At 31.2% G+C, this 15,537-nt stretch carries 13 protein-coding genes; 8 read left to right on the plus strand and 5 right to left on the minus strand.

Annotation, left to right across the window (positions count from 1 at the left end; genetic code table 11):
* Window positions 1–15: 15 nt before the first annotated feature.
* Window positions 16–546 (minus strand): MltG/YceG/YrrL family protein, encoded by a 531-nt coding sequence (locus tag CCE28_RS04210; RefSeq protein WP_095131279.1) that lies wholly within the window; start codon window positions 544–546, stop codon window positions 16–18.
* Between the two features lie 133 nt (window positions 547–679).
* On the opposite strand from CCE28_RS04210, the gene CCE28_RS04215 reads away from it, so the two are divergent.
* The 5 genes from CCE28_RS04215 (at window position 680) to CCE28_RS04235 (ending at window position 5,732) form a co-directional block, all read left to right on the plus strand.
* Window positions 680–1,630, plus strand: a complete 951-nt coding sequence (locus tag CCE28_RS04215) for an RluA family pseudouridine synthase (protein ID WP_095131281.1) — start codon at window positions 680–682, stop codon at window positions 1,628–1,630.
* A 30-nt stretch (window positions 1,631–1,660) separates the two neighbouring features.
* Entirely contained in the window at window positions 1,661–2,467 is an 807-nt protein-coding gene (locus CCE28_RS04220) for a hypothetical protein (RefSeq protein ID WP_095131283.1), read from the plus strand.
* 36 nt (window positions 2,468–2,503) lie between these two features.
* Window positions 2,504–3,034 (plus strand): signal peptidase I, encoded by a 531-nt coding sequence (gene lepB, locus CCE28_RS04225; protein ID WP_095131285.1) that lies wholly within the window; start codon window positions 2,504–2,506, stop codon window positions 3,032–3,034.
* 176 nt (window positions 3,035–3,210) lie between these two features.
* Window positions 3,211–4,872 carry a nucleoside kinase gene (locus CCE28_RS04230; RefSeq protein WP_095131287.1) on the plus strand — a complete coding sequence of 554 codons (1,662 nt, stop codon included), beginning with the start codon at window positions 3,211–3,213 and terminating at the stop codon, window positions 4,870–4,872.
* A gap of 32 nt (window positions 4,873–4,904) precedes the next feature.
* A complete protein-coding gene (locus CCE28_RS04235) occupies window positions 4,905–5,732 on the plus strand; it encodes a deoxyribonuclease IV (RefSeq protein ID WP_095131289.1) in 828 nt (275 codons plus the stop codon).
* A gap of 54 nt (window positions 5,733–5,786) precedes the next feature.
* Here CCE28_RS04235 and CCE28_RS04240 read toward each other — a convergent pair whose 3' ends face one another.
* The gene (locus tag CCE28_RS04240) at window positions 5,787–6,191 is read right to left on the minus strand and encodes a RusA family crossover junction endodeoxyribonuclease (RefSeq protein WP_095131291.1); all 405 of its coding nucleotides are present in this window, start codon (window positions 6,189–6,191) and stop codon (window positions 5,787–5,789) included.
* 143 nt (window positions 6,192–6,334) lie between these two features.
* Here CCE28_RS04240 and CCE28_RS04245 point away from each other — a divergent pair, with 143 nt between their 5' ends.
* Complete coding sequence (locus CCE28_RS04245) at window positions 6,335–8,683, plus strand: Lon protease family protein (protein WP_095131293.1); 2,349 nt, start codon at window positions 6,335–6,337, stop codon at window positions 8,681–8,683.
* Between the two features lie 196 nt (window positions 8,684–8,879).
* Window positions 8,880–10,070: a glycine C-acetyltransferase gene (locus CCE28_RS04250; RefSeq protein ID WP_095131295.1), complete on the plus strand. Its 1,191-nt coding sequence runs from the start codon at window positions 8,880–8,882 to the stop codon at window positions 10,068–10,070.
* Window positions 10,071–10,272: 202 nt separating this feature from the next.
* Here CCE28_RS04250 and CCE28_RS04255 read toward each other — a convergent pair whose 3' ends face one another.
* The 3 genes from CCE28_RS04255 to CCE28_RS04265 are packed head-to-tail and all read right to left on the minus strand — an operon-like array spanning window position 10,273 to window position 15,098.
* On the minus strand, window positions 10,273–10,854 hold the full coding sequence (locus tag CCE28_RS04255; protein WP_095131297.1) for a TetR/AcrR family transcriptional regulator: 582 nt from the start codon (window positions 10,852–10,854) through the stop codon (window positions 10,273–10,275).
* Window positions 10,855–10,865: 11 nt separating this feature from the next.
* Entirely contained in the window at window positions 10,866–13,973 is a 3,108-nt protein-coding gene (locus CCE28_RS04260; RefSeq protein WP_095131299.1) for an efflux RND transporter permease subunit, read from the minus strand.
* 12 nt (window positions 13,974–13,985) lie between these two features.
* Window positions 13,986–15,098 (minus strand): efflux RND transporter periplasmic adaptor subunit, encoded by a 1,113-nt coding sequence (locus CCE28_RS04265; RefSeq protein WP_095131301.1) that lies wholly within the window; start codon window positions 15,096–15,098, stop codon window positions 13,986–13,988.
* Window positions 15,099–15,240: 142 nt separating this feature from the next.
* On the opposite strand from CCE28_RS04265, the gene CCE28_RS04270 reads away from it, so the two are divergent.
* Entirely contained in the window at window positions 15,241–15,522 is a 282-nt protein-coding gene (locus CCE28_RS04270; protein ID WP_095131303.1) for a DUF503 domain-containing protein, read from the plus strand.
* Window positions 15,523–15,537 lie beyond the last annotated feature (15 nt).

Consider the following 15,537-nt stretch of genomic DNA (forward strand, 5'->3'; position numbering starts at 1 on the left):
TTAAGGGTTCTACGACTATCTTTTCTTGCCAGCAATGATGTATATCATATCATCGATAGAATTAGATGTGCTTATTGTATAAGTACCTGATTTTAATTTAGAATCCATTTTTAGTTCAGATGATCTTTTTACAAAGTCATTAGAATCTTTTATTAGTCCAGCTTCTTGTAAGATATTTGCAATTTTAATTCCAGGACTTCCGCTTGGAATAGTTACCTTAACATCCTTAGAAACAGGTTTTGGTGGAGGAGTTTCCTCTTTAGGTTCTTCAGGAATGACTTCTGCCTGATTACTAGATGGATTGTTTTCTTCCACTATAATGGAAGGTTCTTCTACTGATTCTTCTACTGGTTCTTCCACTGGCTCATTTGATATGACTTCAGTAACAGGTTGTTTTTCCACAGTAATTGAATCTGCCTGTTCCTTTGAAAAGGCCAGTGTATCTGTAACTTGCCATACTATTACTCCACTAACTAGGATAACTATTAGGACAGCTACTAGTATATCACTAATTTCATATAGTAAATCTTTCAATCTATCAATCATGCCTACACCTCTTTTCTTGTGTATAATAAGGATAGTTTTAGGATATCATAATAAATTGTTATTTTAAAGATACAAATAGAAAAAAATGCAAAATAACTTGTTATTATGGCATAATATTAAAAGAGGTGAAGAAATGAGAGAAATAGTTATAAAAGAAAACGAAGAGGGACAAAGGGTAGATAGATTTTTAAAAAAATATTTAAGCAAAGCTTCTTTAAGCTTTTTATATAAAATGATAAGGAAGAAGAATATAAAAGTAAATAATAAAAGGGTAGAAAAAAACTACATATTAAATAGAAATGACAAAATTCAATTATATTTTAGTGAGGATACTATAGAGAAGTTTATAGAAAAAAAGGAAATATTTAATTTGAAAAGGGATTTTATAATAGTATATGAAGATAATAATATTCTCATTGTAAGTAAACCGGATAATTTATTGATCCATGAAGATAAAAGTGAAAGTAAAAATACATTAGTTAATCAAGTTCTTAGTTATTTACATAGTAAGGGAGATTATGATCCTGAGAGTGAGAAGACCTTTGTGCCTGCCTGTGTAAATAGATTAGATAGAAATACTAGTGGTTTAGTGATTATTGCTAAAAATTATGAGTCTTTAAAAAACCTAAATGAAATGATGAGAAATAAGGATTTTATAGAAAAGTATTATATTACAGTTGTAAAGGGAACAATAGAAGGAAAAAGAGAATTAAAGGGTTATTTGGTAAAAGATGAAAGGAATAATAAAACTGTATTTACAAATAGAAAAGTAAATGGAGCAAAGGAAATACATACGAAATACAGTGTAATAAGTACTAATAAAAATTTCAGTTTAGTAGAAGTAATGTTAATTACAGGAAGAAGTCATCAAATTAGGCTGCATTTATCTTCTAATAACACACCTATAATAGGAGATAGAAAGTATGGAGATAAAAAAACAAATGAAGAGTTTAATAAAAAATATAAGTTGAGAAATCAATTTTTACATGCTTATAAAATAAGATTTAATGGCACTTTAGGAAATTTAAAATACTTAGAAGGGAAGGAGTTTAAAGGAGAACTTCCTTCTAAACTTAAAAAATAGAGAAATCATTGTTTTAATAGGGGGGGCATTATGGATCTATCGGACAACAGAATAATAATAGAAAGACTTATTGAAAGATATGATTATAGAGGGGCAATAGAAATTATGGAGATAGAAGGAATTCTAAACCACAAGGCCTTGAAAATATTATATTCATGTAAACATAGATTAAATTTTGATTTTAAATCTGCAATGGAGGAAATAGAGAAAATTAAGCCAAATTCCAGGGATAAAACTATAAAAATGTTAGAAACCTATATGAAGTTATTACAATATGGAAGTGCAGAAGAAATCTTTTCAGAGTTAATAGAAAATACGAAAATACAACTTTTAAGTAGTAGATATATAGACTTTTTGAGTAGGGTATATAGACTGAAAGAAGCCATATTAAAATATATATTTATAGTAAATCATACGGGGAAAGAAAAATTTTCTTTCATGGATGAAGGAGTGCAAAAAAAAGCAATACTAAAAATTTTAAAAAAAAGATATAAAATATATAATCCAAATTTAAGTTTAGGTGTAACTCAATATATAAATAAGCATTTATATTCAGATAAAAGATATGTGAGAGTTTTAAGTATTTTAAATTCAACTAAGATGAATAATATTATAGAGCTGAGACATAATAGTATATCTGGGCATGGCTTTTTGGGAGTAAGCAGACAAATACTAAATGATATATATGGAGACCCCTTTGAAATTGTAGATGACTTCATATATATATTAGACTCACTAAATGTAAAAATATATAAAAACCAATTTGATAGGGTAAACCGATACTTAATAGATGAAATAGAAAGAGACATGTATTATAATTGTTTAAAGGCTAAATAAGTGCTAAAATAAATATGGAAATGATTTTCAGAGGAGATGGGGAGATTGAGAAAAGAAATATATGAATGGCTAAAGACCATAGTTATAGCAGTTGTTATAGCCATGGTGATAACAGCCTTTGTAAGACCTACTTTGGTAAAAGGATACTCCATGTACCCTACTTTGAGTCCATATAATTATTTGATAATAAATAAAGTTCCATATATGATTCATGATCCTGAAAAGGGCGACATTGTAGTTTTTAAGTCCCACCTAAAAACGGACACGGGTGGAGAAAAGGATTTAATTAAAAGAGTCATAGCTGTAGAAGGTGATCAGATAACTATTACAGATGGGAAAGTAAGTGTGAATGGAGAAATGCTAGATGAGAAATATATAAATGGTGAATATACATCTGGTGAAATTGATGCTGTCATTCCTGAAGATACTTTATTTGTAATGGGGGACAATAGGGAAAATAGTTTAGATAGTAGAGATGAACGAGTAGGTTTTGTCCCAACAGATACGGTAAGAGGAAAGGTCTTAGTTAGGCTATATCCTTTTAATAAAATTGGAAAAGTGAAGTAGTATAAGTGATGTGACATGGTATAATCCACAGTCACATCTTTTTACTATATAGATAATGAGAATTTAATCTTATGTTAGGAAAAAAATTATAATTAGAATTATGTCTAAATTATAATTTTATGTCATGTTATATTGGGTATAATACATATAATTGAGTAAAAAGCGGGGGTAGATTAATGAGTAAGAATAAAAAGATTAATGTTGAATATGAAGGTAAAGTAATAGAAGTAAATGAGGGAACTAAAATTTTAGATATTATGGAAGACTTAAAACCAAAGAAAGAATCTGTCATAGTGGCAGCTAAAATTGAAAATGAACTTAGGGAGTTAAACTATAGATTAAAAGAATCTTGTGAGTTAAAATTCTTAGACTTAACGGATTCTGATGGTTACAGAATATATAGAAGAAGTTTATCATTTGTATTTATAAGAGCTGCCAAAGAAATTTTATCGGGAGCAAGAATTAGTGTAGAACATTCCCTTAGTAAGGGGTTATATTGTGAGATTCACTATAAAAGGCCTATTAGTGAGGATGATGTTACAAGAATAGAAGAAAGAATGAAAGAAATAGTAGATGAAGGTGTGGATATTAAAAAAGATCGAGTACCTCTTAATAAAGCTAAAGATATATTTAAAAATCTTGGAATGGAGTCAAAAACTAAACTATTTGAGTTCCAAGATAGAACTGAGTTAAATATTTATACATGTGGTTGGCTGCAAGATTATTTTTATGGATATATGGTACCGAATACTTCTTATTTGAAAAATTTCCAATTAAGATTTTATGAACCAGGGGTCATAATAAGATATCCACAAAAGGAAAATCCAAATGAAATTCCTGAATTCACTGAACAAAAGAAGCTTTCAAGTATATTTAGAGAGTCGGAAAAATGGGGAGAAATATTAGAAGTCGCCTATATAGCAAATTTAAATACACATATAAAAGACAATACTTATCCTGAACTAATAAGGGTGGCAGAAGGATTACATGAAAAGAAAACTGTTGAAATAGCAGACATGATAAAGGAACAAAATAAGAGAATAGTCCTTATAGCAGGGCCTTCCTCCTCAGGCAAAACTACTTTTTCTAAGAGGTTATCTATTCAGCTTAAAGTAAATGGCTTGAGACCTATAGAATTGTCTGTAGACGACTATTTTGTCAATAGGGAGGATACACCACTAGATGAAAATGGAGAGTACGATTTTGAGGCTGTAGAGGCCGTAGATTTGAAATTGTTTAATGAACACTTAAATAAGCTTGTAAAGGGAGAAAAGGTAGAAATACCTACATTTAATTTTAAAACGGGAAAAAGGGAATATAGAGGAAAGTTCATGCAAATAGATGAGGACCAAATAATAATAATAGAAGGTATTCATGGTCTTAACAATAAATTAACAGAGGCCATTTCAGATGATAAGAAATTTAAAATCTATATTAGTGCCCTTACTCAATTAAACATTGATGGACATAACAGAATTCCTACAACAGATACAAGACTTATTAGAAGAATAGTTAGGGACTCTAAATACAGGGGACACTCTGCTAAAACTACTTTAGGTCTTTGGAAATCTGTAAGAAGGGGAGAAAAGAGAAACATATTCCCATATCAAGAAGAAGCTGATGTAATGTTTAACTCAGCATTATTTTATGAGTTGGCAGTACTTAAAAAATATGCAGAACCACTACTTAAAGAAATAACTAAGGATGATAAAGAATTCTTAGAAGCTAAAAGACTTCTTAAATTCCTGCATTATTTCTTATCAATAGAGAGAGACGAAGTGATTCCTCAAACTTCAATTCTTAAAGAGTTCGTAGGAGGAAGTTGCTTTAGAGACTAAGTTATATATAACAAAAGAAAAGGAGCTAAGATATGTATATAGGATGTCATTTATCCACTTCTAAGGGGTTTAAAAACATGGGGAAGGTAGCTTTAGAAATAGGAGCTAATACTTTTCAATTTTTCACTAGAAATCCTAGGGGTGGTAAAGCTAGAAAATTAGATTTAAAGGATATAGAAGGATTAAAAAAGATAATGGAGGAAAACAACTTTGGGCCTCTATTAGCCCATGCTCCATACACTTTAAACATGTGTTCACAAAAGGAAGAAACTAGAGAATTTGCAAAGATGATCTTTGCAGATGATTTAGAAAGATTAGAACAATTACCATGCAGTCTATATAATTTCCATCCTGGTAGCCACACAGGTCAGGGTGCAGATAAGGGTATAGAGTTAATATTAGAAATATTAAATGATGTGGTAAAAGAAGAACATACTACTACTATTTTATTAGAAGTTATGGCTGGCAAAGGAAGTGAAGTGGGAAGAACTTTTGAAGAATTAAAAAGGATTATAGATGGAACCAAGTATCCTGAAAAGTTTGGTGTGTGCCTAGACACATGCCACATATACTCATCTGGTTATGATATAGTAAACGACTTAGACGGGGTACTAGAGGAATTTGATGAAATATTAGGATTAGATAGACTAAAGGCCATACATTTAAATGATAGTAAAATGCCTTTTAATAGTAACAAGGATAGGCATGAATGTATAGGAGAAGGAACTATTGGATTGGATGCAATTATTAATATTATTAATCATCCTAAATTAAAAGATATTCCATTGCTACTTGAAACACCAAATGAAATAGAAGGATATGCCAGAGAAATAAAATTATTAAAGGACTTAAAAAAATAATAGTTAGTATTAATAAAATAGTATAAAAGGGTAGATGATTTTTTATCTACCTTTTTATTTTTTTTTGATTTCATAGGAAATAGCATATTTATCTTTCTCGTATAATTCTATTTCTATTCGTGGATTCTCCTTATCTATATGGTCAAATATTAAAACGGGTTTTAGTTGTTTATCATTTAATATTATTCCACTTTTCTCTATACCATCACAAATACTTTTAGGGTAATTGTGTATATCTCCCATCCTTTTGTCTGAAAAATATAAGTTTAGGATAGTTATTATATTTCCCTCTAGAGTAGGCCCTGAGTACTGTTGGTTTATGTGGCCTGCAATTGTATTTTCATAGGCAACATATTTACTATGCTTACCTGATTTAGGCATCCAAAAATGACCATGAACGTTTTTTAGTTTAAAGTTAGACTTGCTAATGGGTTTTCCTGGAACAACTATTTTAATCATTTTCTCACCTCCAAACCTATTCTAGCATATATTAATTTAATAGATGACAAAAATTAAAAAGTTAAAAGAAAATTTTATGTAGAAAAAGACAAGAGACTTGAATAATATGGATTAAAAGTCTTTATACTACAAGGGGGATTTTTATGGGATACAAAGAATTGAGTTATAACAAATTGAAAAAAACATATAACCCCGAACATTTTCAATATAGTAAAATAGGTAACTTAGACATTGATTTAGACATTATAGGCCAAGAAAGAGTAGTAAGAGCAATGGAATTTGGCCTTAAGGTAAGAAATCCTAAATATAATATATTTGTAATGGGAAATGTAGGAACAGGTAGAAAAACATATGTGGAGAAAATTGTTAAAAGTTATGCGAAAACAGAGAACGTAGCCGATGATTGGTGTTATGTATATAATTTTGAAGATCCTTTTTCACCTATGTCTATAAGTATGCCGCCTGGAATGGGAAATATGTTTAAAGATGATATGAGAGAATTATTAGATGATATTATAGAAAAAATAAATAGGGCCTTTAGTAAGGGGGAATATGAAAAGGAAAAGACTGAAATAATAAAAGTTTACCAAAATAAAGGTGACACTTTAATGGCATATTTAAAAGATTACTGTTTAGAAAATGGATTTTTATTAAGAAACAGTGTTAAGGGATTTACCTTAAGACCCTTAGTAGATGGAAAGCCTATAGATGATGATGAATATGAAAAGCTGGAGACTGAAGTAAAGAGAGAAATAGAGAGAAAGGCTGTAGAGGTTGAGTTAGAGGCGATTGAATGTGTAAAGAAGATCAAAGTATTAGAGAATGAAGCTAAAGACAAAATAATGGAATTAGATAATAAAATAGTTAAAGGTATAGTCTCTCCTCTTATTAGCCATATGAAAGATAAATATAGTGAATATAATAGGATAGGAAAATATCTTGGATTAGTACAGATGGATATTTTAAAAAATATCTATGAGCTTGATGGTGGGGAACAAGATGAAGAAATAGCTGCTCAGATTAGTATATTAAAAAAATACGAAGTAAATGTATTTGTAGATAATAGTAAAGAAATAGGAGCACCAGTAGTATTAGTAGATAATCCTAATTATAGTAATTTAGTAGGTAAAATTGAATATGAAAATGAACAGGGCACCTTAAAAACGGACTTTACTATGATAACACCTGGAGCTATTCATAAAGCTAATGGAGGTTATTTAATACTACAGGCAAATGATCTTCTTAGCAATGTTCAATCTTGGAATACTATAAAAAGAGTTTTAAAGACTAAAAAGCTTACTCTTGAAAGTTTAAAAAATCAACTAGGTCTTTTCGATATAGTGTCTTTAAAACCAGAAGATATACAAATGGATTTGAAAATAATAATAATAGGTAGTCCTCATATATATTATTTACTCTATAATTATGATGATGAATTTGAAAAGTATTTTAAGATAAAGGTAGACTTTGATTTGAATATGGATGCTAATTTAGGAAATCAAATGAGAATGGCAAAATTCGTATATGATTATTGTAATAAAACGAGCCTTAAAGAAATTAATCACAGGGGCGTGGCAAAGATACTAGAATATAGTCATAAAATCACTGGGAACCAAAGAAAGTTGACTACAGAGTTTGATAAACTTATAGAATTAATAATTGAAGCTAATACTTGGGCAGAATACGAAGGTGACGAATATATTAGTTCTAAACACGTAAAAAGGGCATTTGAAGAAAAATCTTATAGAAATGGAAAAATAGAGGAAAGAGCTAGTGAAATGTATACTCTAGGAAGAATATTAATAGATACGAAGGGTAAAAAGATAGGTAAAATAAATGGGTTATCAGTTATTGATCTAGGAGACCATTCCTTTGGAAAGCCATCGGTAATAACAGTAACTACTTATTCTGGCAGCTACGGAGTTATAAACATAGAGCGAGAAGCGGATATGAGTGGAAACATACACAATAAAGGAATTATGATTCTAGAAGGATATTTAAATGAAAAATTTGGAAAATATGACCCGTTAGAGGTCACTGCAAAAGTATGCTTTGAACAAAATTATGGAGGTATAGATGGAGATAGTGCATCGAGTACTGAATTATATGCCATATTGTCTAGCTTAGGCAGAATTCCATTAAAACAACATATTGCTGTGACAGGTTCTATAAACCAAAAGGGGGAGATACAACCTGTTGGAGGAGTAACGCAGAAGATTGAAGGGTTCTTTAGTTTGTGTAAGGAACATGGCTTAACAGGGGAACATGGAGTTATAATTCCAGAACAAAATATAATAGATCTCGTATTAGATGATGAAGTGATAAAAGCAACAAAAAATGGGTTATTTCATATATATCCAATAAAAACCATAGAAGAAGGTATGGAAATATTATCAGATATGAGCTTTCAACAAGTTGTTAAAGAAGTGAAAAGTAATCTGACAAATTATAAGAGAAAGAAAAAAAATAATAATAGAGTTGGAAACAGATAAGATTATATGGGACGGTTATTTAAGATAACCGTCCCTAAAATTATAGGTTTTTCTTTACTACAAGCACATTAGAACGCTATATTTATATGGTTTTAACATAATTATATGAAATAATGTTTATATTATTTAAGTAGAGGGAATTTTACATTATATGAAAAGTAAAAAATAGATTATATACTAGGGGGTTAAAAAAATAATGAACAATGTACATGAATTAACTTTCTTAAAAGAAAAGATTGAAGGGCTAAAGGCAGATGGAGTTTACAGAAAGTTACCCATATTAGAAGGTGCCAATGAATCAGAAGTAATATTAAATGGAAAAAAGGTTATAAACCTATCTTCTAATAATTACTTAGGCTTTGCAAATCACCCAAGATTAAAAAGAGCTGCCATAGAAGCTGTAGAGAAATATGGAGTAGGAGCAGGAGCAGTAAGAACTATAGTTGGGAATATGGATATCCATGAAAAAATGGAGACATTACTTGCTAAGTTTAAAAGAGAAGAAGCCGTAATGTCATTCCAATCAGGTTTTAATTGTAATGCAGGAACTATCCAAGCTATAGCCGAAAAGGGAGATTTAATCATTTCAGATGAATTGAATCATGCAAGTATTATAGACGGTGCTAGACTAAGTCGTGCTGATAAGACCATATATAAGCACAATGATATGGATAGTTTAGAGGAAGTACTTAAATTAAAAAGAGACAAGTATAGAAACTTACTTATTATTACAGATGGTGTATTTAGTATGGATGGAGATATAGCAAATCTTCCAGATATAGCTAACTTAGCAGAAAAATATAGTGCCATGACCTATGTGGATGATGCCCATGGTTCTGGAGTATTAGGTGAAAGTGGTAGAGGTACAGTAGATCACTTTAACCTACATGGAAGAATTGATTTTAGTATAGGAACTCTATCTAAAGCAATAGGAGTAATCGGTGGATATGTGGCAGGTAGCAAAACTATGCAAGATTGGTTAAGTCATAGGGGAAGACCACTATTATTTAGTACATCCCTACCTCCAGCGGCAGTAGGGTCTATAATTGAAGCTGTAAAAATCCTTATGGAAACTACAGAATATACGGATCGGTTATGGGATAATGCTAAATACTTTAAAGAAAAATTAGGGAAGTTAGGTTTTGATACGGGTAATAGTCAAACTCCCATAACTCCAGTTATAATTGGGGATGAAGCTAAGACTATGGAGTTTTCTAAAAAGCTATTTGAAAAGGGAGTATTCGTATCTGGTATAGTATTCCCAACAGTACCAAAGGGAACTGGAAGAGTTAGATGTATGGTAACAGCAGCCCATACTAAAGAACAATTGGATAGGGCAGTAGATGCTTTTGAAAAAGTAGGAAAAGAAATGAATATATTAAAATAAGAAGTAAATGAGTAGGGTAACCTACTCATTTCAGATTGTAGAGACAGTCTACAATCTGATAGACTTTTGACAAATTTCAAGTTCGAGGCGTGCTGAAAGCGAGAGACCGCAGCGTATATACACATACGTAAGGGTTCTTGGTTGAAGTAACAACGAAGAAATTGGGGTTTGTCAATAGTCTAAAAGGAGTAGGGAAAATTCCCTACTCCTTTATCATTCCATATAATAACATGTTAAAAAGATATTCTAAATCATTGTCTTCTATATGTCCTTTAGGTTTAATATATTTATTACCCATATGAAATCTAATGGCCCCAATGAAGGTATTAGTAGCTACACGTGGGCAAATATCTTTGAAGATATTTTCTTTCAAACCATCTTCGAATATTTTAAGGACTAATTCTATATCCTTATTTTCATATTCCGTTAATGTATCAAACATGGACATACCATTAGAACGCATATCCTTCATAAGAGCAAAAACTACAGAACCATACTTGCTTGTAAGTTCATCTGAAACATAAAGGTATTTTTTTAATTTGTCTAAGGGTGTTTTTTCATCATCTATAGCTTTCTTAATATAAGTTTGATAGAGTTCAAATACATATTTAATAGACTCCATATAAAGTTGCTCTTTATTTCTAAAGTATTGGTATATGGTGCCTTTTCCTACTTTTGCATGATTTGAAATATCTATTACCTTGGTTTTGTGAAATCCATCCCGTGAAAAAAGCTCTATGGCTGAATTCATTATTGCATCTCTTTTTAAGTTTAATTTCTTCATATAACCCTCCCTTAATTTGAAACTGTTTTTCTTCTAAAGAGGATTCTCTTTATCTTTATATATAAGTCGTCAAATAGAGTATATACAACTGGGATAAATACAAGTGTCAACAGGGTTGATAAAGTTAAACCGCAAACTACCACTGTAGCCATAGGAGCTTGAGTTTGAGCACCTTCTCCTATTCCTAAAGCTAGGGGAACTAATCCTAGTACTGTAGTTAGGGTAGTCATAAGTATAGGTCTAAACCTTGTGTTACCAGCTTGTATTATGGCATCTTTTCTATTCATATCCCTATCACGTAATTGATTAATATAGTCTACTAAAACTATGGCATTGTTAACTACTATACCAGCTAACATTATGATTCCTATAAAGGCTGGTACTGATAGGGGTCTATTTGTAACAAAGAGACCGATAAAACTACCGGATAAAGCAAATGGAACTGATAGCATAACGGTGAATGGATGTAGCAATGATTCGAACTGAGATGCTAAAATCATGTATATTAACACTATAGATAAAAGTAAAGCTAAAAATAAACTTTTAAAAGCTTCTGCTCTATCTTGTTCTTCACCAGTGAATTCATATCTATAGCCAGATGGGAAGTTATAACTATTTAATTTTTCCTGAATGTCTTTAGTTACAGACTTTAGGTCACGACCCTTTAGCTGAGAAGATACGGTTACAGTTCTAATTTGATTAACTCTCTTTATTTGAGTAGGAGCATTAGAATACTCTAAGTGGGCTATTTGCCCAATAGGTACATTTTCTCCATTTGGTGATGCTATAAGTATTTGTTTCATATTTTCAATGGATGATTTAAATGTATCATTGATGTATAAGTTAATGTCTATTTCTTCACCATTTGATTTAAAGGTAGTAGCCTTTAGACCATCTATGGAACCCTTTAGGGTGTTAGCTAATTGAGATGCGGTGATACCATAAAATGATGCCCTTTTTCTATCAATTACTAATCTAACTTCAGGTTCACCATCTTCTGTATCTAATTTAACATCGGATGTTCCAGGAACGGTTTTAACTATATGTTCTACCTCATCACCAATAGTTCTTAAGACATTTAGATCATCACCCTTGATTTTTAATTCTATAGGATATGAAGCAGGTCCACCACCATTCATGGAAGATGATTCTGTTACGGTGATTTTAGCTCCTGCAATGTTTGATAATTTCTTTCTAATGTCATATACTACGTCTTTAGTTTCTCTTTCTCTATCCTTGGAATCCACCAGTTTTACAGATATGGTAGATTTATTAGAAGAACTAAAGGCCATGTTGGCACTACCTGCAACGGTAGATGTGATAATATCTTTTTCTGGAATGTCATCTACTATGTCCTCAACATGTGTAACTATGCTATCTGCTTCTTCTAATGTGGTTCCAAAAGGAAGTTCTATTTCTATAGACAGGGAACCTTCATCCTCTTTAGGGAAGAATTCTCCACCTACCATTCCAACTAGGAAAAGAGAACCTACTAATATAATAACACCAGATACTACTATGGTTTTTCTATGATTTAGGGCAAAATTCAATACTTTGTTATAAATTTTTAATAGTTTATCTATTATCTTAGTAAAAAGATCTAATAAATGGCCTATAGATATACCAGTATGTTTCCTTTTCTTCACTTCTCCAACCTTTAATATTTTAGAGCTAAGCATTGGTACTACTGTTAGTGATATTGCTAAGGATGCTAAAAGTGAAAAAGTTACAGTAAAAGATAATTGTTTAAATAATATGGAAGTAAAGCCTTTTACAAATACTATTGGTAGAAAAACTGCTATGGTAGTAGCTGTGGAAGCAAATACTGCCATGGCAACTTCCTTAGCACCTACAATGGCTGAATCTACCCTAGAAAGACCTTCCTCTCTCTTTCGATAAATACTTTCTAGTACAACAATTGAGTTATCCACCAGCATACCTATACCTAGAGCTAAACCACCTAATGAAATTAAGTTTATACTCAAATCTCCAAAATACATTAAAGCAAAGGTAGATATGATAGATACGGGTATGGATATGCCTATTACGAAAGTAGATCGTAGATTTCTTAAGAATAAAAATAGTACTATTACAGCTAAAAATCCACCTGCTAGAGCTGTCTTAGATACATTTTCTATGGATTTATTAATAAATTCCGACTGGTCCATTCCGACTGTAATGTTTAAATTAGGATAAGTATTTCGTACATTTGATACGGTTTGTAATACTTTCTTTGCAACCTGTACTGTATTTGCGGTAGATTGTTTTTTTATACTGACTCCTATGGATGTCTTATTGTTTACTCTTGTTATACTTTCCTTATCTTTATATCCTAAGTTTATATAGGCTATATCAGAAAGTAATATATTTTCTCCATTTTTTAATATAATAGGAATATCCCTTATATTATCTACAGATTGAAATTCTCCTGTAGTTCTTGCGATAAGTTCCTTTTCACCTTTTTTTACCTTACCACCAGGCAAGTTTAAATTTTCAGCCATCAATATATTTCTTATGTCATTTAAGGTTAATCCAAAACCTGATAACTTTTCTTGATCTATTATTATTTTTATTTCCTTTTCGACTTTTCCGCTTAAATCAACAGAAGCTACCCCATCTATTCTTTCAAAGTGTGATACGATTTCATCTTCAACGAGGGTTTGAAGCTTGCTGATTTCCATATCTGCATTAATTCCCATTTCAATAATTGGTTGAGAGTTTGGATCGATCTTTAATACTAAAGGAGTAGATGCCTCGTCTGGTAGGGCGCCCTTTATTAAATCAACCTTTTCTCTCATCTCAAGAGCCGCCATATCCATATCTGTGTTATATTCAAACTCAGCCACTACTAAGGAATTTCCTTCCTTTGTATAGGAGGATACTTCTTTTAAGTTGCTTACAGTAGCTACAGACTGTTCTACAGGCTTAGTAATTAATGTTTCTATTTCTTCTGGCCCAACACCTTGATAATCTATGGATACTATGGCAACGGGAATCTCCATATCCGGATATAAGTCTACAGGAAGCATTGTCAAAGAAACGCTACCTAATAAGATGGCTATAAACATGAACATTAGTGTGGTAACAGGTCTTTTAACACTTATTTTAGATAAATTCATAAAACCCCACCCCTATTTAATAACTTTCACTTGATTTCCATCTTCTAGATAGTTTTGCCCTTTAATAACTACTTCTTCATTTTCGCTAAGACCATTAAGAACCTCAACTAAAGTACCATTATCTAATCCAACCTCTATATTTTTCATATAAGCTGTACTATCCTTAATTACAAATACCACAGGTTCTCCATCTTTTATAACTACAGCTTGAGATGGAATGGTTAAAATATTTTCTTTTTTATCAGAAGATACAACTATTTCTGCAAACATACCTGGTTTTACTAATGAATCCTTGTTTTCTATTGTAATCTGAATAGGATAAGTTAAATTATCCTTGCTTGGAGCAGGTGATATGGCATTTATAGTTCCTTTAAAGGGTTTAGTATCTACTGATTTAATGAATACGTCAACTAAATCTCCCTTATGTAGCTTGTTAACTAAATATCCTGACACGGAAGTTTCTACTTTAACAGGATCTATATTTGATATGGAAACTACAGGTACGGAAGGAGATATACTTTCACCCTTACTAACATTAACAGCCGTAATAAAACCTGATATGGGAGCTGTAATGTTAGAATCTGAATAAGAATTTTGGACTTTTGTTAAAGTAGCTTGGCTTTGAAGAAGTTTAGCCTTAGCTAGTTCTAAATTTGTATCAGAGGCTTCTAGTTCAGCCTGCTCTAATTCCCTCTTAGACAGGGCACCTTGAGAATACAATTCTTCCATACGTCTATAATTAGCTTTGGCCACCTTTATTTTTTCTAAGGTGTTGTTATAACTAGCTAAAGCCATACTATAGGAAGCTTGAGCTTCTTCTAAGGATGTTTTAAAATCTGTTTTCTCTAAAGAAATTAATATATTTCCTTCTTTTACAAAATCCCCAATTTCCACATTTACATTTTGTACTGTGCCACTTACTTTAGATGAAATATCCGCTTCGTCTATGGCACTGATTTTTCCCGATAAAGCTGTTTGCAATGTGAAACTATTGAGAGCTGCCAAACTGGTCTCCACATTAATTGGAGCCTCAGATGTGGCATTTGCGGTTTTTTCCTTAGAACAACCTACCATTGAGAGGGAGAGGATAAAAACCATAATTAAAATTAAATACCTTTTCTTCATAAAATACCCCCATTTCTAAAACTGACCAGCTGGTCAGAAATGCTTACATAAATATTATATATTTCTAAATCCTCTATAGCAAGAAAATAATATAGTTTAAGCTGTACTATTTTAAGGTATTATTAAATAGAGGTGATTGTTAATGATAATAGGAAGTTGCCATATGGAACTTTTCATATATGAAGTAAATTCATTGAAAGAAAAAAGACAAATACTAAAGAGTATAATAGGAAGGGTTCAATCAAGATTTAATGTGTCTATAGGAGAAGTTGGTTTAAATGATGTATGGAGAAGGGCAGAAGTAGGAGTAGCTTGTGTTAGTACTAATACAAAGCATGCTCTACAGATGATAGATAAAATAGTTGAGTTTATACAAAGAGATGGGAGAATAGAAATTATTAGTTGTAATAAGGAAATACTATAGATATATCTAAAGAAA

Origin of the sequence: Anaeromicrobium sediminis, assembly GCF_002270055.1 — a bacterium.
GTDB lineage: Bacteria > Bacillota > Clostridia > Peptostreptococcales > Thermotaleaceae > Anaeromicrobium > Anaeromicrobium sediminis.